Annotated in this window: 28 protein-coding genes and 3 tRNA genes; 18 read left to right on the top strand and 13 right to left on the bottom strand. The window is 49.1% G+C overall.

What is annotated here, in order from left to right:
- Positions 1-34 precede the first annotated feature (34 nt).
- From fliB to sdiA, 8 genes are all read left to right on the top strand, one after another.
- A complete protein-coding gene (fliB, locus tag SK35_RS09740) occupies positions 35-1,237 on the top strand; it encodes a flagellin lysine-N-methylase (RefSeq protein WP_048216068.1) in 1,203 nt (400 codons plus the stop codon).
- Between the two features lie 196 nt (positions 1,238-1,433).
- Positions 1,434-2,153 (top strand): RNA polymerase sigma factor FliA, encoded by a 720-nt coding sequence (locus SK35_RS09745; protein ID WP_003030465.1) that lies wholly within the window; start codon positions 1,434-1,436, stop codon positions 2,151-2,153.
- A gap of 57 nt (positions 2,154-2,210) precedes the next feature.
- Entirely contained in the window at positions 2,211-2,762 is a 552-nt protein-coding gene (fliZ, locus tag SK35_RS09750; RefSeq protein WP_003030467.1) for a flagella biosynthesis regulatory protein FliZ, read from the top strand.
- Positions 2,763-2,862: 100 nt separating this feature from the next.
- A complete protein-coding gene (gene tcyJ, locus SK35_RS09755) occupies positions 2,863-3,663 on the top strand; it encodes a cystine ABC transporter substrate-binding protein (protein ID WP_003030469.1) in 801 nt (266 codons plus the stop codon).
- A 107-nt stretch (positions 3,664-3,770) separates the two neighbouring features.
- Complete coding sequence (dcyD, locus tag SK35_RS09760) at positions 3,771-4,757, top strand: D-cysteine desulfhydrase (RefSeq protein ID WP_048216069.1); 987 nt, start codon at positions 3,771-3,773, stop codon at positions 4,755-4,757.
- A 21-nt stretch (positions 4,758-4,778) separates the two neighbouring features.
- Positions 4,779-5,447, top strand: a complete 669-nt coding sequence (tcyL, locus tag SK35_RS09765) for a cystine ABC transporter permease (protein WP_003030474.1) — start codon at positions 4,779-4,781, stop codon at positions 5,445-5,447.
- Positions 5,444-6,196 carry an L-cystine ABC transporter ATP-binding protein TcyN gene (gene tcyN, locus SK35_RS09770; RefSeq protein ID WP_048216070.1) on the top strand — a complete coding sequence of 251 codons (753 nt, stop codon included), beginning with the start codon at positions 5,444-5,446 and terminating at the stop codon, positions 6,194-6,196. The genes tcyL and tcyN overlap by 4 nt, the downstream gene beginning before the upstream one ends.
- 230 nt (positions 6,197-6,426) lie before the next feature.
- Positions 6,427-7,149, top strand: coding sequence for a transcriptional regulator SdiA (sdiA, locus tag SK35_RS09775; protein ID WP_008785095.1), 723 nt, complete (start codon positions 6,427-6,429; stop codon positions 7,147-7,149).
- 66 nt (positions 7,150-7,215) lie between these two features.
- Here the strand turns inward: sdiA and SK35_RS09780 are convergent, their stop codons facing one another.
- Together SK35_RS09780 and SK35_RS27135 are read right to left on the bottom strand one after the other, a co-directional pair.
- On the bottom strand, positions 7,216-7,440 hold the full coding sequence (locus SK35_RS09780) for a DUF2594 family protein (RefSeq protein WP_003030482.1): 225 nt from the start codon (positions 7,438-7,440) through the stop codon (positions 7,216-7,218).
- Positions 7,441-7,459: 19 nt separating this feature from the next.
- Entirely contained in the window at positions 7,460-7,603 is a 144-nt protein-coding gene (locus SK35_RS27135) for a hypothetical protein (protein WP_418219448.1), read from the bottom strand.
- 296 nt (positions 7,604-7,899) lie between these two features.
- Between SK35_RS27135 and uvrY the strand changes: the two genes are divergently transcribed.
- The 6 genes from uvrY (at position 7,900) to SK35_RS09810 (ending at position 11,437) form a co-directional block, all read left to right on the top strand.
- Positions 7,900-8,556: a UvrY/SirA/GacA family response regulator transcription factor gene (gene uvrY / locus SK35_RS09785; protein WP_003834023.1), complete on the top strand. Its 657-nt coding sequence runs from the start codon at positions 7,900-7,902 to the stop codon at positions 8,554-8,556.
- A gap of 59 nt (positions 8,557-8,615) precedes the next feature.
- Positions 8,616-10,382 (top strand): excinuclease ABC subunit UvrC, encoded by a 1,767-nt coding sequence (uvrC, locus tag SK35_RS09790; protein ID WP_442781150.1) that lies wholly within the window; start codon positions 8,616-8,618, stop codon positions 10,380-10,382.
- A gap of 55 nt (positions 10,383-10,437) precedes the next feature.
- Positions 10,438-10,986: a CDP-diacylglycerol--glycerol-3-phosphate 3-phosphatidyltransferase gene (gene pgsA / locus SK35_RS09795; RefSeq protein WP_003030490.1), complete on the top strand. Its 549-nt coding sequence runs from the start codon at positions 10,438-10,440 to the stop codon at positions 10,984-10,986.
- Between the two features lie 151 nt (positions 10,987-11,137).
- Positions 11,138-11,213 (top strand) — tRNA-Gly (locus tag SK35_RS09800).
- A gap of 51 nt (positions 11,214-11,264) precedes the next feature.
- Positions 11,265-11,338 (top strand) — tRNA-Cys (locus tag SK35_RS09805).
- 12 nt (positions 11,339-11,350) lie between these two features.
- Positions 11,351-11,437, top strand: a tRNA-Leu gene (locus tag SK35_RS09810).
- Positions 11,438-11,563: 126 nt separating this feature from the next.
- Here the strand turns inward: SK35_RS09810 and SK35_RS09815 are convergent.
- The 11 genes from SK35_RS09815 to SK35_RS09865 form a co-directional block, all read right to left on the bottom strand.
- The gene (locus SK35_RS09815; RefSeq protein ID WP_048216072.1) at positions 11,564-12,574 is read right to left on the bottom strand and encodes a tyrosine-type recombinase/integrase; all 1,011 of its coding nucleotides are present in this window, start codon (positions 12,572-12,574) and stop codon (positions 11,564-11,566) included.
- Positions 12,574-12,801 (bottom strand): DUF4224 domain-containing protein, encoded by a 228-nt coding sequence (locus tag SK35_RS09820; protein ID WP_065944714.1) that lies wholly within the window; start codon positions 12,799-12,801, stop codon positions 12,574-12,576. Before SK35_RS09820 ends, SK35_RS09815 begins: the two co-directional genes overlap by 1 nt.
- Positions 12,802-13,192: 391 nt before the next feature.
- Positions 13,193-13,480, bottom strand: a complete 288-nt coding sequence (locus tag SK35_RS09825; RefSeq protein WP_251365193.1) for a DUF551 domain-containing protein — start codon at positions 13,478-13,480, stop codon at positions 13,193-13,195.
- Positions 13,481-13,539: 59 nt separating this feature from the next.
- Positions 13,540-14,286, bottom strand: a complete 747-nt coding sequence (locus SK35_RS09830; protein ID WP_048216074.1) for a hypothetical protein — start codon at positions 14,284-14,286, stop codon at positions 13,540-13,542.
- A complete protein-coding gene (locus SK35_RS09835; RefSeq protein ID WP_048216075.1) occupies positions 14,283-14,654 on the bottom strand; it encodes an HNH endonuclease in 372 nt (123 codons plus the stop codon). The genes SK35_RS09830 and SK35_RS09835 overlap by 4 nt, the downstream gene beginning before the upstream one ends.
- Before the next feature lies 1 nt (position 14,655).
- Positions 14,656-15,282 carry an ead/Ea22-like family protein gene (locus SK35_RS09840; RefSeq protein WP_048216076.1) on the bottom strand — a complete coding sequence of 209 codons (627 nt, stop codon included), beginning with the start codon at positions 15,280-15,282 and terminating at the stop codon, positions 14,656-14,658.
- Positions 15,279-15,770, bottom strand: coding sequence for a hypothetical protein (locus SK35_RS09845; protein WP_048216077.1), 492 nt, complete (start codon positions 15,768-15,770; stop codon positions 15,279-15,281). The genes SK35_RS09840 and SK35_RS09845 overlap by 4 nt, the downstream gene beginning before the upstream one ends.
- Positions 15,767-16,297: a hypothetical protein gene (locus tag SK35_RS26830; RefSeq protein ID WP_251365186.1), complete on the bottom strand. Its 531-nt coding sequence runs from the start codon at positions 16,295-16,297 to the stop codon at positions 15,767-15,769. The genes SK35_RS09845 and SK35_RS26830 overlap by 4 nt, the downstream gene beginning before the upstream one ends.
- Positions 16,281-16,616, bottom strand: coding sequence for a hypothetical protein (locus tag SK35_RS09855; protein WP_048216078.1), 336 nt, complete (start codon positions 16,614-16,616; stop codon positions 16,281-16,283). Before SK35_RS09855 ends, SK35_RS26830 begins: the two co-directional genes overlap by 17 nt.
- Complete coding sequence (locus SK35_RS09860) at positions 16,616-16,975, bottom strand: hypothetical protein (RefSeq protein WP_251365187.1); 360 nt, start codon at positions 16,973-16,975, stop codon at positions 16,616-16,618. Before SK35_RS09860 ends, SK35_RS09855 begins: the two co-directional genes overlap by 1 nt.
- Positions 16,976-18,074: 1,099 nt before the next feature.
- On the bottom strand, positions 18,075-18,731 hold the full coding sequence (locus SK35_RS09865; protein WP_003834000.1) for a LexA family protein: 657 nt from the start codon (positions 18,729-18,731) through the stop codon (positions 18,075-18,077).
- Positions 18,732-18,830: 99 nt separating this feature from the next.
- Here SK35_RS09865 and SK35_RS09870 point away from each other — a divergent pair, with 99 nt between their 5' ends.
- The 4 genes from SK35_RS09870 to SK35_RS09885 all read left to right on the top strand — a co-directional run bounded on the left by SK35_RS09870 (position 18,831) and on the right by SK35_RS09885 (position 20,848).
- Positions 18,831-19,034, top strand: coding sequence for a Cro/CI family transcriptional regulator (locus SK35_RS09870; RefSeq protein WP_048216079.1), 204 nt, complete (start codon positions 18,831-18,833; stop codon positions 19,032-19,034).
- Between the two features lie 19 nt (positions 19,035-19,053).
- Complete coding sequence (locus tag SK35_RS09875; RefSeq protein ID WP_048216080.1) at positions 19,054-19,518, top strand: YmfL family putative regulatory protein; 465 nt, start codon at positions 19,054-19,056, stop codon at positions 19,516-19,518.
- Between the two features lie 240 nt (positions 19,519-19,758).
- Positions 19,759-19,971, top strand: coding sequence for a DUF4222 domain-containing protein (locus SK35_RS09880; protein WP_075551249.1), 213 nt, complete (start codon positions 19,759-19,761; stop codon positions 19,969-19,971).
- Positions 19,928-20,848 carry a conserved phage C-terminal domain-containing protein gene (locus tag SK35_RS09885; protein WP_048216082.1) on the top strand — a complete coding sequence of 307 codons (921 nt, stop codon included), beginning with the start codon at positions 19,928-19,930 and terminating at the stop codon, positions 20,846-20,848. Before SK35_RS09880 ends, SK35_RS09885 begins: the two co-directional genes overlap by 44 nt.
- Positions 20,849-20,850: the final 2 nt, after the last annotated feature.

Raw genomic sequence — 20,850 nt, forward strand, 5'->3', positions numbered from 1 at the left:
AAAGCTGCCTTTTTTCTATACTGGAGTCTGACGAATGCAAGAAATTACCGTTACTGAACCCCATTTTGTGACTACGTTTCAGTGCACAGGTACGCAGTGCCGCGATCATTGCTGTAAAAGCTGGAATATATATCTGGATAAGTCAACGGTGAATAAGTATCTTTCCAGCAAAGATAATTACATTAAGAGAGTTGCCAAAGAGAATATTATTCTGCTTAAAAAAGATGTTACTGCTTGGGGAGTGGTTAAACTTGTTGAGGGCTCCGGAAACTGCCCTTATCTGACAGAAGACAGTTTATGCCAGGTACAGAACACGCTGGGCGCCCATGCGTTAAGTGCCACATGTAAGACGTTTCCACGTATTAATCGTGTTTATAAAAATGATGTGAGGAAATCGTTAAACTTATCGTGTCCAGAAGTAGCCAGCCTTGTACTGACCGATCCCAACGCAATGGCTTTAAGTGAGAGTAGTATTATTGCAGCTAACTCTTATAGAGGATCTGTATTTTCTCAACAACAAAAACTTTTGAATCTATTATGCCTCAGCCTTGTTGAACAGTCGGGTAGTGATGTAAACGTAGGATTATATACGTTGATTAAGCTTTCTTTATGTATTAAGAAATTTGATAAGATTGATAATGTGGCACTATCTAAAATTGAACCAGTCTATCAAGCACTGTTGGCGCAAATACAGTCGGGAGAGTTAAGGGGAGAGTTATCAACATTTTCGACTGATAACAAAACTAAAGTTACGCTCGTGCTCTTACTTCAGGATTATTTCCGCAACCTTCCAGTGAGCCGATCAAGTGGAGTACTGAACTATTATGTTCAGTGCCTATTGAGAACTTTGATCCAGGAAGAACATCACTCTGTTGGAGAAGGAGTTGCTAAACTTGAGGCTACATGGCAGAAGGTTTACGAACAACGGGATGAGGCTGGATTCGATCTTAAAAATTTCATTTTGTATAAAATTTGGGAAAACAACTTTCCCAATCAAAAGAACGTAGACCCGCTTCGTACGTTATATATGATAAGTGTCGAATACTATTTCATCAAAATGCTGATTGCTGCAAGTGCCTTCGAAAGAACATACCTAGAGAAGGAGGACGCCATCAATATCGTCTACAGCTTCCATTCGTTAAGTCAGCATAACCCTACCGTACATGAGAATTTTCAAAAGCATATCGAGACCGTGCGCACAGGTGATGACCTGTCGATGATTCATCTCTTGACATAATTTAAACAGGGATGCGTGAATACGCATCCCTCGCAAGCTAACCATTTGATTTATGTTTGATTATTTCTGATGCGAAATAACGCCATCAGCTACATAAGTGAAATAACCCTTCTTTTATAGCCTTATTCCCCCGATAGAACCCCCTGCAGAAACGGATAATCATGCCGATAACTCATTTAACGCAGGGCTGTTTATCGTGAATTCACTGTATACCGCTGAAGGTGTAATGGATAAACACTCGCTGTGGCAGCGTTATGTACCGTTGGTGCGTCACGAAGCATTGCGCCTTCAGGTGCGTTTGCCGGCGAGCGTAGAACTGGATGACCTGCTACAAGCGGGCGGCATCGGGTTATTGAATGCCGTTGACCGATATGACGCTTTGCAAGGAACGGCATTTACCACTTACGCAGTGCAGCGTATTCGTGGAGCAATGCTGGACGAACTACGTAGCCGGGATTGGGTGCCGCGTAGCGTTCGGCGCAATGCTCGCGAAGTGGCACAGGCGATGGGACAACTGGAGCAGGAATTAGGGCGCAACGCGACGGAAACCGAGGTGGCGGCGCGTCTGGCTATTCCTGTGCAAGAGTATCGTCAGATGTTGCTCGATACCAATAACAGCCAACTCTTCTCTTATGACGAGTGGCGGGAAGAGCATGGCGATAGTATTGAGCTGGTGACGGAAGAACATCAGCAGGAAAACCCGTTACAACAGCTTCTTGAGGGTAACCTCCGCCAGCGCGTGATGGACGCGATCGAGGCGTTGCCGGAGCGCGAAAAGCTGGTGTTAACGCTGTACTACCAGGAAGAGCTGAATCTGAAAGAGATCGGCGCGGTACTGGAAGTCGGGGAGTCGCGGGTCAGCCAGTTGCACAGTCAGGCCATCAAACGTCTACGCACTAAGCTGGGTAAGCTATAGGGGTACATCATTACCCCTGAACAATGCCGCATTACGAATTGACTACCAGGAGTTCTCATGACGGTGCAGCAATCAAAAAGACGGCCTCTAAGCCGCTACCTCAAAGATTTCAAACACAGCCAGACGCATTGCGCCCATTGCTTTAAGTTGCTCGACAGGATCACGCTGGTTCGTCGCGGGCAAATTGTGAATAAAATCGCCATCGCTCGACTGGACACTTTGTTGGATGAAGCCGAGTGGGAGCAGGAGAAAAAAGAGTGGGTGGCACTGTGTCGTTTTTGCGGTGATTTGCATTGCAAAGAGCAGAGCGACTTTTTCGACATTATCGGTTTTAAACAGTTTTTATTTGAGCAGACCGAAATGAGTCACGGCACGGTACGTGAATACGTTGTCCGCCTGCGTCGCCTCGGGAATCACCTGACCGAACAAAATATCTCTCATGACCTGCTGCAGGAAGGGTTCCTCGACGAAAACCTTGCCCCGTGGCTGCCGGAAACCAGCACCAACAATTACCGCATCGCCTTACGTAAGTATGAGCAGTTCAAAGCCCATACCCATATGGGACATATGCAGAAATCCTCCTGGACAGCCAGTTCTGATATATATTAAAAACGAATAAGGTGTAACAGAGTCGTGTTTGTGGAACACAGCAAACGCTTTACACTGTAGTCATAAATGATAGTCACTAATGACAATATTCGGGGTAACTATGAAATTAGCACTTCTGGGACGTCAGGCTCTGATGGGTGTAATGGCTGTTGCACTTGTCGCTGGAATGAGCGTAAAGACTTATGCAGATGAAGGTCTGTTAAATAAAGTTAAAGAGCGTGGCACGCTGCTGGTGGGCCTGGAAGGGACCTATCCCCCGTTTAGTTTTCAGGGCGATGATGGCAAGCTGACCGGTTTCGAAGTGGAGTTCGCTGAGGAACTGGCCAAGCACCTTGGGGTGAAAGCTAATCTGAAGCCGACCAAGTGGGACGGTATGCTGGCCTCTCTTGATTCCAAGCGCATTGACGTGGTCATCAACCAGGTGACCATCTCTGACGAACGTAAGAAAAAATACGATTTCTCTACCCCGTATACGGTTTCTGGTATTCAGGCGCTGGTGAAGAAAGGTAATGAAGGTGTTATTAAGACTGCTGCCGATCTGAAAGGTAAAAAAGTCGGCGTTGGTCTGGGCACCAACTATGAAGAGTGGCTGCGCCAGAACGTGCAGGGCGTGGATATTCGTACCTATGATGATGACCCGACTAAATACCAGGATCTGCGTGTAGGCCGTATCGACGCCATTCTGGTTGACCGTCTGGCGGCGCTGGATCTGGTCAAGAAAACCAAGGATACGCTGGCTGTGACCGGTGAAGCATTCTCCCGCCAAGAGTCCGGCGTGGCGCTGCGCAAAGGCAATGAAGATCTGCTGAAAGCGGTTGATGCGGCCATTGCTGAAATGCAGAAAGACGGTACGCTGAAAGCCCTGTCTGAAAAATGGTTTGGAGCGGATGTGACGAAATAATCGGCATTCGATGAAAAAAGGCGCCTTTAACAGCGCCTTTTTTTATTTCATTGCGCCTGAGCGTGCATAATAAAAAGAACATCACAACAACGAATACCGGAGGCTGTATGCCGCTGCATAACTTAACGCGCTTTCCACGTCTGGAATTTATTGGCGCGCCAACGCCGCTCGAATATCTTCCACGCTTCTCCGATTACCTCGGGCGCGATATTTTCATCAAACGCGATGACGTCACGCCGATGGCCATGGGCGGTAATAAGCTGCGTAAGCTGGAATTCCTGGCCGCAGACGCACTGCGTGAAGGTGCTGATACGCTGATAACCGCAGGTGCCATCCAGTCTAACCACGTTCGCCAGACGGCGGCGGTAGCGGCTAAGCTTGGCCTGCACTGCGTGGCGCTGTTGGAAAATCCGATTGGCACTACTGCGGAAAACTATCTCACCAATGGCAACCGTCTGCTGCTGGACCTGTTTAATACGCAAATCGAAATGTGTGATGCGCTGACCGACCCGAATGCGCAGCTTCAGGAACTGGCGACGCGCATTGAAGCACAGGGCTTCCGCCCGTATGTGATCCCCGTTGGCGGTTCTAACGTCCTGGGCGCATTGGGTTATGTGGAAAGCGCGCTGGAAATTGCCCAGCAGTGTGAAGGGGCCGTTGCGCTTTCTTCCGTTGTGGTGGCATCGGGCAGCGCGGGAACGCACGCCGGGCTGGCCGTGGGCCTGGAACAACTGATGCCAGACGTCGAGCTTATCGGCGTGACCGTCTCGCGCAGCGTCGCCGATCAAAAGCCCAAAGTTGTAACGTTGCAGCAAGATATTGCCCGTGAACTGGAACTGACGGTCTCAGCGGATATCCTGTTATGGGACGATTATTTTGCGCCGGGCTACGGTACGCCAAACGAAGAAGGCATGGAGGCGGTAAAACTGCTGGCGCGCCTGGAAGGCATTTTGTTGGATCCGGTGTATACCGGTAAGGCGATGGCGGGTTTGATTGACGGTATCAGCCAGAAACGCTTCAAAGACGAAGGCCCAATCCTCTTTATTCATACCGGTGGGGCACCTGCACTGTTTGCCTACCATCCTCACGTGTAACAACCAGGTCGAAAAACGCTAATGCATGAAAGTATCCAACTGGTAATTGATTCTCTGCCGTATCTGCTCAAAGGCGCGGTTTTTACGCTGCAACTGAGTATCGGCGGGATGTTTTTTGGCCTCGTGCTGGGGTTTATCCTGGCGTTGATGCGTCTGTCGCCACTGCTGCCTGTGCGCTGGCTGGCGCGTTTTTATATCTCTATTTTTCGCGGAACACCGCTGATTGCCCAGCTGTTCATGATCTATTACGGTCTGCCGCAGTTTGGTATTGAGCTTGATCCCATCCCGGCGGCGATGATTGGCTTGTCGCTGAATACGGCGGCCTACGCTGCGGAAACTCTGCGTGCGGCAATCTCTTCCATCGATAAAGGGCAGTGGGAGGCAGGTGCCAGTATTGGTATGACGCGCTGGCAGACCATGCGCCGGGCAATCCTGCCGCAGGCTGCGCGCGTTGCGTTGCCGCCGCTGAGCAACAGCTTTATTAGCCTGGTGAAGGACACCTCTCTGGCCGCCACTATCCAGGTACCGGAACTGTTCCGTCAGGCGCAGCTGATTACCTCGCGTACGTTGGAAGTCTTTACGATGTATCTGGCGGCCTCGTTGATTTACTGGGTGATGGCGACGGTGCTTTCTGCGCTGCAAAACTATTTTGAAGAACAACTGAACCGCCAGGAGAGAGAGCCGAAATGAGTGCTATCGAAGTCAGAAACCTGGTCAAAAAATTTCATGGGCAAACGGTGCTGCATGGGATCGATCTTGACGTCAAACCTGGTGAAGTAGTAGCGATTATCGGGCCGAGCGGATCGGGCAAAACCACGCTGCTGCGTAGCATTAATTTGCTGGAGCAACCGGAGGCGGGCACTATTAAAGTGGGTGAGATTACCATTGATACCGCGCGTTCGTTGACCCAGCAGAAAGGACTGATTCGTCAGTTACGTCAGCACGTCGGTTTTGTGTTCCAGAACTTTAATTTGTTCCCGCATCGTACGGTGCTGGAAAACATTATTGAAGGGCCGGTGATAGTCAAAGGTGAACCAAAAGCTGAAGCGACAGCTCGTGCGCGTGAATTGCTGGCGAAAGTCGGGCTGGCGGGAAAAGAAACAAGCTTTCCGCGCCGTCTGTCCGGTGGGCAGCAGCAGCGTGTGGCGATTGCCCGGGCGCTGGCGATGCGACCAGAGGTTATTTTATTCGATGAACCTACCTCCGCGCTTGACCCTGAACTGGTTGGCGAGGTGCTTAATACCATTCGCCAGCTGGCGCAGGAAAAACGCACCATGGTAATTGTGACGCATGAAATGAGCTTTGCTCGCGACGTGGCCGACCGGGCGATATTTATGGATCAAGGACGAATAGTGGAGCAGGGACCAGCAAAATCCTTATTCACGCATCCGCAACAGCCGCGAACCCGTCAGTTTCTCGAAAAATTCCTCATGCAGTAAATAGTACAAGCAGCACTCACCGACATTGTTTATGGTGAGTGCTGCTCGCATAACTATTTATAAATATTGCTTTATTATTAATGCTTGATTCTGTTGCTTTCTCCGGCTGTTGAGTAACGCTCAAGTAATTCTTCATTTGTCCGATAATTTGCATATATAAAATACATTTATGTGTTAGCTTGTTTCATATGTTTGGATGATTATCAATCTCAGGGGCATTACCACTTAGTATGCAGGATCATGATTTCTTCACCTGGCGACGGAGCATGCTGTTACGCTTTCAGGAAATGGCGACGGCAGAGGATGTCTATACGGAATTACAACAACAGACGCAGCACTTAGAGTTCGATTTTTACGCGCTCTGTGTTCGTCATCCGGTACCTTTTACCCGACCTAAAACGTCTCTTCATACGACCTATCCCAAAGCATGGGTGGCGCATTATCAGTCCGAAAATTATTTCGCCATTGATCCGGTGCTGAAACCTGAAAACTTCAGTCAGGGGCATTTACCCTGGAACGATACTCTGTTTCGCGATGCGCAACCTTTGTGGGACGCCGCACGCAATCACGGTTTACGCAAAGGGATGACGCAATGCTTAATGTTGCCTAATCGGGCGTTGGGTTTTTTATCGGTATCGCGTGCAAGTATCCGTAACAGTCGCCTTGCGAGCGATGAAGTGGAGCTCAGGATGCAGCTTCTGGTACGGGAAAGCCTGTCTGTACTGACGCGGCTGGAAGATGACATGGTTATGGCGCCAGAAATGCGCTTTAGCAAGCGGGAAAAGGAAATATTGAAATGGACGGCGGAGGGGAAGACCTCTTCAGAGATAGCCATCATTCTGTCTATTTCTGAAAATACCGTGAACTTCCATCAGAAGAATATGCAAAAGAAATTCAATGCACCAAACAAAACGCAGATAGCCTGTTATGCCGCGGCAACCGGGCTTATCTGAGTAAATTATCGTTCTGAGTGTCAGACGCAAAACCGGCTGAGAGCATTGCTATCAGCCGGTTTCTTTTTACTGGCGGTAAGCTTGTTTAATTTGCTTAACCGTGTTGGAAAATACCGCCGCCTGTGATTGATCTTCAATCAGCGCGAGCTGTTTTTCCATTTTAAGAATCACGCGGCCTGCATCGGCTTGACCCATTGCCTGCAGCATCAGCGTTAACATGGCTTTCAGGCAGGTGACTTCATTGGCCAGTTCCTGGTTATTCTCAGCAGTGGAAAAGTCAGGCGTACTCATTTATTTTCCTCGTTATGTTTCAATGAAAAAGTGCGATGTCAAATCTTAAGGCGGCGGAGTATACCATAAGCGAGGCTAAAAATATCTGTGGTTGTTTTTTGCGCGGACCAATGTTGTGGACATTAAAATAAACAACATGTTGCAGTGCATATATTTTCTCCACATGTTGTTTATTTCGAGTATTTTCCTCGTTAATTATTGTTACAACTTTGACTGCCTATTTTGCATTCAGCGGGGGAATATGAATTTTTTGTCACTATTCTGAAACAGCTATGCAGATATAACCGTGGCAGAAGGCTGTCAGGACTGAAAGTTTCCACTCGTCGTACAATCTAATTTCCAAAAACGAGAGCAAAATCGAAAGTCGGGCGTTTTTTACATTTCAAAGTTGAGATAAAACCCGTTAACATAGGGCCGATTAACTATCGGTAGCGTTATCCCTATTCTGGAGATATTCCTTTGATCAACGTTTTTCTTGTTGATGACCACGAACTGGTGCGCGCAGGGATACGACGCATTCTGGAAGATATAAAAGGCATAAAAGTTGTCGGCGAAGCGTGCTGCGGTGAAGATGCGGTAAAATGGTGCCGCTCAAATTCCGTTGACGTTGTGCTGATGGATATGAATATGCCCGGTATTGGCGGTCTGGAAGCAACCCGCAAAATTGCGCGTTCCACGGCAGACATTAAAGTGATCATGCTGACGGTACACACCGAAAACCCATTACCTGCAAAAGTTATGCAGGCAGGGGCCGCAGGGTATCTCAGCAAAGGCGCCGCCCCCCAGGAAGTAGTGAGTGCCATTCGTTCGGTTTTTTCCGGGCAGCGTTATATTGCCTCCGATATCGCTCAGCAAATGGCGCTCAGCCAGATTGAGCCTGAGAAAACGGAAACCCCGTTTGCCAGTTTGTCTGAACGCGAGTTGCAGATTATGCTGATGATCACCAAAGGTCAGAAGGTCAATGAGATCTCAGAACAGCTGAATCTTAGTCCTAAAACGGTGAACAGCTATCGCTATCGAATGTTCAGTAAATTAAACATTCACGGCGATGTAGAGCTGACTCACCTGGCAATTCGCCATGGCCTGTGTAATGCGGAGACATTAACAAGCCAGTGACCGAGTTTGATGCCAAAGCGTTCCTGAAAACCGTGACCAGTCAGCCCGGTGTCTATCGTATGTATGATACCGCCGGGACGGTTATCTATGTCGGGAAAGCGAAAGACCTGAAAAAAAGGCTTTCCAGCTACTTCCGTAGTAATCTTGCGTCACGCAAGACCGAAGCGCTGGTCGCGCAAATCCAGCAGATTGATGTCACGGTAACGCACACTGAAACCGAAGCGTTATTGCTTGAGCACAACTACATCAAGCTGTATCAGCCGCGCTATAACGTATTGCTGCGCGATGATAAATCCTACCCTTTTATATTCCTTAGCGGCGATACCCACCCGCGCCTGGCGATGCATCGCGGGGCAAAGCATGCTAAAGGCGAGCACTTTGGACCGTTCCCTAACGGTTATGCGGTGCGTGAAACGCTGGCGCTGTTGCAGAAAATATTCCCTATCCGCCAGTGCGAAAACAGCGTTTATCGCAACCGTTCTCGACCTTGTCTGCAATATCAGATTGGCCGCTGTCTTGGTCCGTGTGTTGCGGGTCTGGTGAGTGAGGAAGAGTATGCGCAGCAGGTCGAGTATGTTCGTCTGTTCCTGTCCGGAAAAGACGATCAGGTATTAACGCAGCTGATCGCCCGCATGGAAAAGGCCAGCCAAGATCTCGAATTTGAAGAGGCTGCGCGCATTCGTGACCAAATCCAGGCCGTACGCCGCGTGACAGAAAAACAGTTTGTCTCTAATACCGGAGACGATCTGGATGTCATTGGCGTGGCGTTTGACGCCGGTATGGCCTGTGTGCACGTTCTGTTTATTCGCCAGGGTAAAGTGCTGGGCAGCCGCAGCTATTTCCCGAAAGTACCCGGTGGCACGGAACTCGGCGAGGTCGTCGAAACCTTTGTCGGGCAGTTTTATCTGCAGGGGAGCCAGATGCGTACCTTACCCGGGGAGATCCTGCTCGATTTTAATCTTAGCGATAAAACCCTGCTGGCAGACTCTCTGTCTGAACTGGCCGGACGGAAGATTAACGTGCAGACGAAACCGCGAGGAGATCGCGCGCGTTATCTGAAGCTGGCGCGAACCAACGCGGCAGTGGCACTCACCACGAAACTTTCTCAGCAGTCGACGATTACGCAACGTCTGACGGCGCTGGCCTCCGTATTGAAGTTACCCGCGGTGAAGCGTATGGAATGCTTCGACATCAGCCATACGATGGGTGAACAGACGGTAGCTTCCTGCGTGGTCTTTGATGCCAATGGCCCGCTGCGCGCAGAGTATCGCCGCTACAACATTACCGGCATTACGCCGGGAGATGATTATGCGGCGATGAATCAGGTCTTGCGTCGGCGTTACGGTAAGGCGATTGAAGAAAGTAAGATTCCGGACGTCATATTGATCGACGGCGGTAAAGGTCAGTTAGGGCAGGCGAAAGCCGTTTTTGCTGAGCTGGACGTTCCCTGGGACAAACAGCACCCACTTTTGCTGGGGGTGGCAAAAGGGGCCGATCGTAAAGCAGGCCTGGAAACGCTGTTCTTTGAGCCGGAAGGTGAGGGCTTTAGTCTGCCGCCGGATTCGCCTGCATTGCACGTTATCCAGCATATCCGCGATGAATCTCACGATCATGCGATTAGCGGGCATCGTAAAAAGCGGGCGAAGGTGAAAAGCACCAGCACGCTTGAGACCATCGAAGGTGTCGGGCCAAAGCGTCGCCAGATGTTGTTGAAATATATGGGAGGTTTGCAAGGCCTTCGTAACGCAAGTATCGAAGAAATTGCAAAAGTGCCGGGTATTTCGCAAGCTCTGGCAGAAAAGATCTTCTACTCGTTGAAACATTAGGCCCTCTGTAGCAACATAGGGGTAATTTCACTGACAACAGATAGTTATCCGTCATATGCAATTTAATATCCCTACGTTGCTCACGCTGTTTCGCGTCATCCTGATCCCATTCTTTGTATTGGCTTTTTACCTGCCATTCACCTGGGCTCCCTTTGTTTGTGCGCTGATCTTCTGTATCGCAGCGGTCACTGACTGGTTTGACGGTTTTCTGGCACGCCGCTGGAACCAAAGCACGCGTTTTGGCGCCTTCCTTGATCCGGTCGCTGATAAGGTGCTGGTGGCTATCGCGATGGTCCTGGTGACAGAGCATTACCACAGCTGGTGGGTGACGCTTCCTGCCGCAACAATGATTGCGCGTGAAATCATCATCTCTGCACTGCGTGAATGGATGGCCGAACTGGGTAAACGCAGCAGCGTAGCCGTATCCTGGATCGGTAAAGTGAAAACCACTTCGCAAATGGCTGCTCTGGCCTGGCTGCTGTGGCGTCCAAATATCTGGGTAGAGTATGCTGGGATCGCACTTTTCTTCGTCGCCGCGATACTGACTTTGTGGTCAATGTTCCAGTATTTGAGCGCTGCACGTGGAGATTTGCTTGATCAGTGATCGTTTCGACGCAAATTTCAGCAAACGATCGTCAGTGGTGAAAAATATCGTTGACTCATTGCGTCAGGTAAGTAGAATGCAACGCATCGAACGGCAGCACTGATTGCCAGACGATAACAAAATCAAGTGATTAACAAAGTTACTTGGTGATGCGGGAATAGCTCAGTTGGTAGAGCACGACCTTGCCAAGGTCGGGGTCGCGAGTTCGAGTCTCGTTTCCCGCTCCAAATTTAAGACATCGGCAATAGCGGATGTCGGCTGTAAAGCCAGAAGATTTCGGCGCGTTAGCAAAGCGGTTATGTAGCGGATTGCAAATCCGTCTAGTCCGGTTCGACTCCGGAACGCGCCTCCAATTTCTTCCCGAGCCCGGATGGTGGAATCGGTAGACACAAGGGATTTAAAATCCCTCGGCGTTCGCGCTGTGTGGGTTCAAGTCCCACTCCGGGTACCATGGGAAAGAACAGAATAATCAAAGCAATAAGCAGTGTCGTGAAACCACCTCCGGGTGGTTTTTTTGTTTTTGTGCTCCATATTCACCATTGTTTCGCCATTCAGCTTCGCCATAAAAAAGAGGGCATTACTGCCCCCCGACGACCGGAACAACTGAAATTCTTCGATTATATCTCGCCGTTTGTGAGGCGTTTTTATGACCTGAAATTTCCTGCTTCTCACTTAGCGTACCTTCAAGATCAGAAATTCCTTTGGCTTTTAGATCATGGAAAGTGAACTGGAAATCGAGGTCTGGATATTTTTCAGCAGCAAGTTTTTTAGTCTTCATCCATTGCGCATTAAAAGCATCGCGTGTGTATCGCAGACCTGATGGCTGGTGGATGACAAAAATACTCACCATCCCGCTGTTGAGAGGAATGCTGTCAGCAAGAATAACGGCATACTCCAGACGTTTTGTCCAGGCCTTGATCTGGCTAACTGCGGTTTTACTCTGCTGAATTAAAATTCCTTCGCTCAATATTTGACTCTTTTTGAGGTCAAGAATGTCTCCCTGGCGGGCGCAACATAGATATGCCAACTCCATTGCAACTTTTACGGGAATAGAAGCAACGCTATAAAGTGCATCATATTCCCTGTCGCTAATATAACGGGTCCGAGCCTGTTCTTTAAATTGCTTCACGCCATGGCAAGGATTCATCTTCACTTTTCCTCGTTCGTATGCCCACCGAAACACCCTGGACATAAATGCTTTCTCGCGGTTTGCCTGAACCCTGCTCTTAACACCTCGTTTATCCATATATTTTCTGATGTGCTCTGGCTTGATGTTATCAGGCTTCATTTTCCCGAAGACAACATTTACCTTTGAACCGTATTTTCTGTAGTCTTTACGTGTTTCAGTTGCTAACTCGTGGAAATCACCGGAATTAAAGAATTCTTCACAAAGTGCGTTGAAGTTTGTACCAACCTTTAAATCGTTTATGAAGTTTTCGTAAGCTGCCCATACCTGCGATTTTGTTAGATCAGGATTGCACAACCTGACGGTACGACCATCTGTTGTACGAAACTCATAAGCAGATTTTCCCCGTCGAACGCGAGGAGGCATCCAGTTATCCTCAGGGTTTTTGCGAGCTCTAGACATTACATATCCTTAAAGTTTGGTTCTTCTTCCTCTGGATTGCTCACTATTAACTTAAGTCCAACAGGGTTTGATACATGATCCCATGTTGTTCCTGGCCTTCCGTCCTTGCGTGGGATAAAAAATACCCCACTATCCCTCAGAGCTTTACACTGTAGGGAAGGGCGACGATAACCAGTTAATTGATAGAGGTCATCTGGAGTAAGAAAACGTTGGATTTGTCCGCTCATAGATAGTTCTCCACTTAAACCGGCTGCACCCGGTTACTTCATTCTGTAAGCACACGATGAACACCCGTGACGGGTTCCATCGTTGCAATTGCGACATAATGGATATTCTTTCGATCCCTTCCCATTTAGCTGATGAAGTATCTCTACTGGCACCATTACCGGCATTGGTACACGAATCACCATGCTTCTTAGTTCAGCAATTTCGTTTGCCTGTTCGAACACTCGCGCCTTACAGTACTCAGCTTCAGATTTCCACCATGCTACATCGGCTTTCAGTCGGCGTATGCGACGCTGTTTTAGCTTGCTCACCATATGCCATATCCCGTCATAGAAACTAACTGGCAGATCGCTAGCATCACCACGGTAATAACAACCACTTTAACTGGCGGCATCACTTCCCCTCCTGCTGTGGTGCTGCTGGCAGTGGCGCCCAGTGAGTGATAACAACATCGTCGATATCGATATCACCGTTCTGGAAAGTCCATTGCCAACTTCCAGTCTCTTTCTGCCCGAAGGTCATCCACATTGAGCGCCAACCAATCAGCCATCCTTCACCGGTTGAATCGAAAAGCAGAACCGTGTTATTGGGTGATGGAAGGCATTCATGCACGGAGAATACTTTTTCTTCCAGCGCATTGCTCCATGAGACAGCCGAGAGCTTTCCACCAAAGATTGTCATACCGGCGTTCACTGCTGGCTCTTTTCCATCCTCAAACTCAACGACGAAAGTTAGCTTACTCACGATTTCACCTCCTGCTGCGGTGCTGCTGCGAAATGCTCGACACCTTTAGCCCAAATAGCTTTGATGGTCGTCCAGCTGACTGGCACTGTTATCTCAATTCGACCGCTTCCGTCGCATGTTTCGCATTCATCATCACCAAAACACTCTGGGCAGTTTATAAATTTCGTTTCTGAAAACTCACCGGACAGCACACCCTTTGCGCCGTTCTCGGCGGTTAGTTTCTTCGGTACCATAGCCAAACCATCCGGAATCACCGGAGAGTTTCCAGCCTGAAGCATGGCGGAGCGACATGCAAACCATGCAGATTCAGCAATTGCCCCTAGGTGTTTCTTTGCAGATAAAGAGTAATTATTAGGTTGATAGTATTGCTCCCATTCTCTCCCGAACCATGAATAGAAATTATCATCAGCGTCAACTACCGGCGCTGGCGGTGCGGTGTAGAGCGGCTGACGCTCAAAACAATCTGAGGGGTTACACTCATCCTCGCTATCACAGAGTTTCCATTCACTACGGAATGGTGAACCATGCTCTTCTGTCTTTGGCGTATGCACATAGCGATATCGCCACGCCACAGGATTCGCATTCATCGCTGCAATAGCCCCATCAATAACCTTCACAGCATCAGCCATTGCGTAGCCGATATTACCGCCGTCGCTTTGTGCTGCTGCTTTGCTGAGTATTTCGCGTATCTGGTGCAGGCGATCGAGTGATACAGGACCGTGCGCCGGGTGGTTAGTTGTCATGCCGTAGCCCCTTCTTGATATTTTTCAAACCAGAACACCACTGGGTCAGATTTCATTTCAACCAATCCCATACGAACCAGCGCTTTTCCTTTCCCGGATACAAGGAACTCGCGACGACCATCGCCGATAATTCTCCGATAGTCCTCCAGGCTATTGCAGTGCTTGTGCAGATTGCATGGATGACACGCCGGAACCATATTCTCTTCAGTGTCGTTCTCCGCATGAATCATTCCGCTTCCATTCATGTGGCGCAACACTGGCTTCACATGGTCAGCATGCCACTTATCGCCAAGTTCGCATCCGCAATAAGCGCATCGTCCGCCAAACTTCATGCGTAGCTCTGCGCGTTGTTTTTTCGTCAGTGCCATCTCACTCCCCCTTCACGCCAATGCCAGCGGCGGTCTCAAGTAATTCGTCAGCGGCCTGAATTTCAGGATGTTCGTCATAATCAGGCAGGTAGCGACGGGCTACAGCTGCCAGGCTATTTAGCACCTTGCGGTGTTCTGCTATGCGCTTCTCTGCGGCTTCCAGCTTATCCTCAGCCTCTCCTGCTCTCCGCCTCCAGATGGAGCGCCATCTATGGGTGTGGTCTAAAGACTTCTGCATTTCATCTATCTCCCTAAACGCCTCTTCTCGACCAGCACAAGCGCGGGCAAGCTGCTCCTTCAGCTCGGTTGCGTATTTTATTGCTTCGTGGGCCTCCTCCTGATTTGCAATGAATCCCTGCTGTAATTCATCTTTTTCATGCTGCGCGGCTTCCAGCTCATCCAGCAGCGCCAGAACGGTGGCGGGGCTGGCAGCGGCGATGAATTTTGCTTTGCTTTCTGCATTGTCCTGACCATCGAAACCAGGCCATTTGATAATGTCTTCGCCACGTTCATGACCTAACGAACCTATGGCGTAAGTACCAGACGCCTTGTGAACGAAGGCAACCCACTCCTTACCGGATAATGCTTTTGCTAGCTTACGCAGCGCCTGTTTGTTGAGTGCTGTCATTGGGCTGCCTCCTGTTTCGATTTGCGCAGAGCTTCTTTGTAGCTGGCCTTCGCTGCTTTTTTGGTGTCGCACCACTCGCCTTCAACATCACGTCGTGGATAGCCATAAGCCGCGTCGTATGAGCAGCGAAACATTCGGCATTTTCCATCACGGCTGTATTCGACTTCAGGCAGTCGATATCCCAACAACCATTCACTGAACGGCTGGCAGCTATCAGCATCAAGATATTCTTCGTATCGAGTGCGTTTCTTTGGCTCTGGCAGTGCAGAAATTGCCGTTGCTTCACCTTTTTCTGTGACGTGATAAAGCATTCCGCCGCCTACGAAATCAGGTGCGGGACGGGAAGTAGCGAAACCATCAGATACCAGTTCTTCCCACTTCTCGTTATCCGTATGCCCTTCGCCAGCCAGGAAATAATTACGGTATGGCGTGCGGTTTCGCTCACTAATTCCCAGAGCATGCTGCATGAGTTCAATTCCTGTGCTCATAGCGCGGCTCCTTTGCGAAGTTGGGCGGCGAACTCCATGATGTAAGAGCGAGTTACGGAAACAGCAACCAACCCTTCGAGAGTTTGCGCTAAGGCATCTACTCCCTGCGCCCGCACTTCAGCCAGGAACGCGTCGGTTGCCGGGGTTTCGGCTTTCCACCAAAGCAAATGCATCTTCGGACCTTCGAAAGAACCATCAGACTCATAACCACGCAATTCTTCAGACAGGCAATCGTTCATGACTTTGATTGTCGCATTCTCCGCCGCCAGCTCCCTGCACTTGCTCTCGGCGTTAGCAAGCTGTACTGCCATGTCTGTGAGCTTCAGTTCCAGATTGTGAATAGTCGCGTCGGCTGCACGGAACTCGCGCTGGGATTCCGTTAAATTTGAGCATGCGTTCTGAATTGAGTAGGCCAAGATTGCAGTATCACGATCATCTGATTCTTCAGCTTTAACCTGCAACTGAACCGCCAGGCTGAAGAGATCAGCAATTTGAGTTTCTGTCATACGGTTATTGATCGTTTGCATTGGTATGTACCTGCTGAAGTTTGTGTTGTTTAACGAAGTGGGCCACTGCTTTTGACTGGCTGGCGATTATTTTTCTGTCACCTAGGTCGAGCGTGACGTTCTTACCGCGGTAAATTATTGCCGAGCCTATTTCCTTGCCGTCCAGCTTCACATACAGCACTTTCCCGATAATCTCTGTCGTAGGGATTGGCTGTGAAAGGCGATAGGTTTCGCGAGCTTCAGCAATGGTTTTATGTTCGTCGATTATCGACAGGGCTTCAGCCAGTGCTGTGCCTTGCAAAGTGAACACGCCTTCATCGCTGATCGTCGCCATGGCCATCACTTAGCCCCTTCATTCATGACAATATTAGTTACCGGAGTTAACTCACGCAGTTCGCGCTTAGCTTCCAGAAGGTGCATGTTGCTGCGTGTTTTTGTGTGTCTTTCAACAATGCGATCGCATTCTTTTGCCCAGCAGATAACGTCATCGCGTAATACGGTGTTCTCAATAGCCAGCGACTTACGTTGTTCCATTGACTCGCACAGTGCAACGCTGACGATATCAAGGCGGTTTGCCAGTTCGGTCATGATCCCGCGGTAAGCAACCGGAAGGAGAGGGGCGGCTTTACGGGCTGCATCGATCAGTTGCTCTCTTGTCATACGTGGTTGTAACTCAGTGACGTTCTGTGTGGTCGTCATGGTTAGTTTCTCCGTGTTATATGCGCCCTGCACGGCGCTGAATTTTGGTTGCACGAATCCCTCGCCAAAAGGCGAATAAAAGTTTGGGTTTCGTTTCAGTAAATTCCCCATGAAGAGGCACTTAGTGAAACGGGCGACTGCAATCGCCGGTTAGTTTCTCCACTCAATTGAAAGCGCGTTCCGCTGGTTTTGGATTTAACGAACTGGCACTTAATGACAAGGGACAGAACGCGCTTTCAGTTGAGTAAAAAGGGCGGTACCAAGGACTTCAAAGGTTGGTACTGGTACCGCCAAGACTCCACACAGCTTTCTTACTTCCTGGTACCACGCTGGCTACGTGATTTGGTTTGTGGTGGCTGGTGCTGATCTCCAGCTCAGTGGCTCGGTGTTTCAATATCGTAACCGCCCGTTCCATCCGCGTTCGATCAGTCCGTATGCTCGCTTAGAACGTTTCGCCTGCTTATCTTTTCTCAACCGTTTGACGGTCAGCCCCGCCATTCACCACAACGAAGAGAGCACTGCCGGTGTCCGAATTGAACGGACCTTTTCGTTGCCCATCACCGCCATCTATATAGCGGTGGCAAGAATTGAACCTGCCATTATGCCTTGCTCGTCAATGCTCTCATCGTTGTGTGCTGACCTTACAGCCAGCGTGGCTGGAATGAAGCCGCATAATGACTTTTCACCAACTAGGCAGGATCACCCTGAAAGAGCTGCCTCTTGATTCTTTCAGGCTCCCAATCTTTCCTGGTAGTCAATGCCTTCAGTTGGGCATGCAACCTTCGGTTATCGCTCCGTCGTCAGCGCCACTGTCCAGGACATTTATAAGGACCGTCTCCAAGTGGTAACTCTTCCAGTCCCGGTAAGAACCCCGCGAGATGCTTACCGGGACCGCCTTATGCTCCCTAAAAATATGGCTGCCACAAAGTGTGGGAAGTGACAGCCATTACAGGATGCCGAGGCTTCATCAGATGAATGAACAACAAATCATCCGACACGATTAATGTAGGATAACTTACCTTTTGCTGTCAATATTAAAAGTAGGAAAACTTACATGGAGGTGTAAAAATAAGCCGACATAGAAGTCGGCTTAGTTGAGTTAGAGGTCTGTAATAACTTGTCGAACGACACCAACGATTTTGCAGTTACCATTAACTTCAAGCACTCGATAGTTTGGATTCAAAGGTACGAGATACTTGATAGGACCATCGATAACAAATTTCTTCAAGGTGGCTTCAGTTGAACCCATTATTTGAGCAACAACTATCTTACCGTTAACTTCGTACGTGCTTCCGTAATCTGGGTCTACTACAACCAATGAGCCTTCAGGGATGCTAGGGGCTCCATTAGGATTAGTCATTGAGTCGCCACGAACTTTCAGAGCAAATCCCTCATCACAAAGATTTGCCGTCGTGTATACCCATTCATTAACGTCATCAGCTGTAACGGATTGTCCACTTTCAGTCCACTCACCAGCCTGTACCCACGAAAGCACGGGGATTTTTTTAATTCCGAAAATTTCAGTTGGTTTAAAACCAGATACTTCAGCTTCTGGATCACCGTTACCTGAAATTAGCCAATGAGGATTACATTTAAGAACAGCAGCTAACGCCTGGAGATTTGATCCACCAGGTTCATAGTCTCCGGATTCCCATCCGGTAACAGTTACTCTATTCACACCGACCAGCTTAGCCAGTACAGCCTGAGTGAGCTTCAGTTCTTTGCGTCTAGCGCGAATGCGTTCGTTCATCTTCATGTAGGTAATCCTACCATTTTATGATGTAGGAATCCTTGACCACATAATGTAAGATATCCTACTATCAAGTTGTTCCTTATCCTTACATTTGAGGTAAAAATGAAAAAAGATGATGTGATCTCTTACTTTGGAAGCGTCGGAAATGTCGCAAAGGCTCTTGGCATTTCACATGCATCCGTTTCCGGTTGGGGAGACGTTATTCCTAAAGGCCGCGCCTTTGAAATTCAGGCATTGACTGATGAGAAATTGAAGGTGAACCCCGCGCTTTACATAAAGCCTACCAATTCTATGGCTAAAGCATAACTACCAAAGGAAAAACAAGATGGTAGAGCAAACACTGAAAGAAGTAGTGAAAGCAATGTGTAAGGCGTACCCCGGAGGCCGTCAGGCTATGGCTGGTGCGTTAGGTATGTCAGAAACCCAGTTCAACAACAACCTGTACGAGAAAAACGGATGCCGGTTCTTTGAAGTCACCGAGTTGGAAGCGATGGAGGACATTTCCAATACGTCATTCGTTGCTGACTACTTTGCAAAGCGTCGCGGCGCACTGCTGGTGGACGTACCAAACCTGGAAGATCTGGACCGTGTTGACTTGTTTAGCCGTGCAATGCGCACAGCAGCTGCAAGAGGGCAGGTTGATCAGATTATCCAGAAGGCGCTTGAGGATGGAGTGATTGAAAAGCATGAAGCCGAAGAGATTCAGGAACATCACCGCCGTCATCTGGCAGCACGTGAAGAAGAAATTCGCGCGATTGTGGCCTTATTCAGCCGCCGTCAAAAGAAGTGACGCCAGCGAGTGTGCAGCTCCTGGCGTCGTGGCGTGTCGTATTCAGTGGAGAAACTAACGCATGAACAGTGTAACAACACAGTACCGCAGGTCGCAACTTATTGCTCGACCTATGCCGGGTGGAAAAGGTCCGGCGCAGTTCGTGTATGGGGTAATGGTATCCGGATGCTTTGAGCCTGTCTGCTACCAGTTTGCCGATTGGGTTGTAGGTGATTTCAACGGCCAGGCGGAGAAGGTCGAATGCGAGCACTCAACAGACTGTTTAAAGACAGCTACGGCGTCCCAGTCAGGGTTATCCGGTGGGAGCCAGAAACTCAACGGGTTATATACCTGCGCGACGGATACGAGCATGAGTGCTTCAGTCCTCTCGAACAGTTTCAGCGTAAATTCAGGGAAATAGAGGATCAGAATGAGCCTGTTAATGACATCCCGGCCAATAGTAATAAATCCTGACCTTGCATACAGCATTGGCCTGAATGAGGCGATTGCTTTGCAGCAGATTAATTACTGGCTGCAAGAAACCAAATCAGGCATGGAAAGTGATGGTGTTCGCTGGATTTACAACACGACAGAACAGTGGCTGGAGCAGTTCCCGTTCTGGTCTGAGTCAACTCTGAAGCGTACCTTCACCCGCCTGAAGACACTCGGTGTGCTCAAAATTGAGCAACTGAACAAGTCCCAACGCGACATGACAAACTTCTACACGATCAACTATGAAAGCGAGCTTTTAGATGAAGTCAAAGTGACCGAATCGAAGAGGTCAAAATGCACTGTTCCATCAGGTCAAAATGACACGATGGAAGAAGTCAAAGTGACACGCTCCATCAGGTCAAAACGAACCGATGTCATCAGGTCAAAATGCACTGATGATCCTACAGAGAATACAACAGAGAGTACTACAGAGATTACAGGTAAAGACTCTTGTCCGGTTGCGGTGCAACCAGACCGAGATGTGTTGATTACTGATCAGGCTAAACAGGTTTTGGTTCACCTGAACCAGGTCACGAACTCACGCTACCAGGTTTCAACCACGTCAATGCAAAACATCCGAGCACGAATCGGCGAAGGGTTCACCGTTGAAGAGTTGTCGCTGGTAGTGGATTACTGCAACGCGAAGTGGGGCGATGACCTGAAGATGTCTGATTACCTGCGACCACAGACGCTTTTCCAGCCGTCCAAGTTCCCGGGATACCTCAAGTCTGCAAATAACTGGGACAAAGCTGGCCGACCAGAACGAGTGAATGGCGAGTGGGCCCGCGAAGATGGCATCTTCAAACCAAGCTTCAAGAACACTGATTACAGCGCTATTCCACCAGGGTTCAGGGGGTAACG

The sequence above is a fragment of the Citrobacter sp. MGH105 genome (genome assembly GCF_001037485.2).
In the GTDB taxonomy this organism is placed as follows: Bacteria; Pseudomonadota; Gammaproteobacteria; order Enterobacterales; family Enterobacteriaceae; genus Citrobacter; species Citrobacter portucalensis.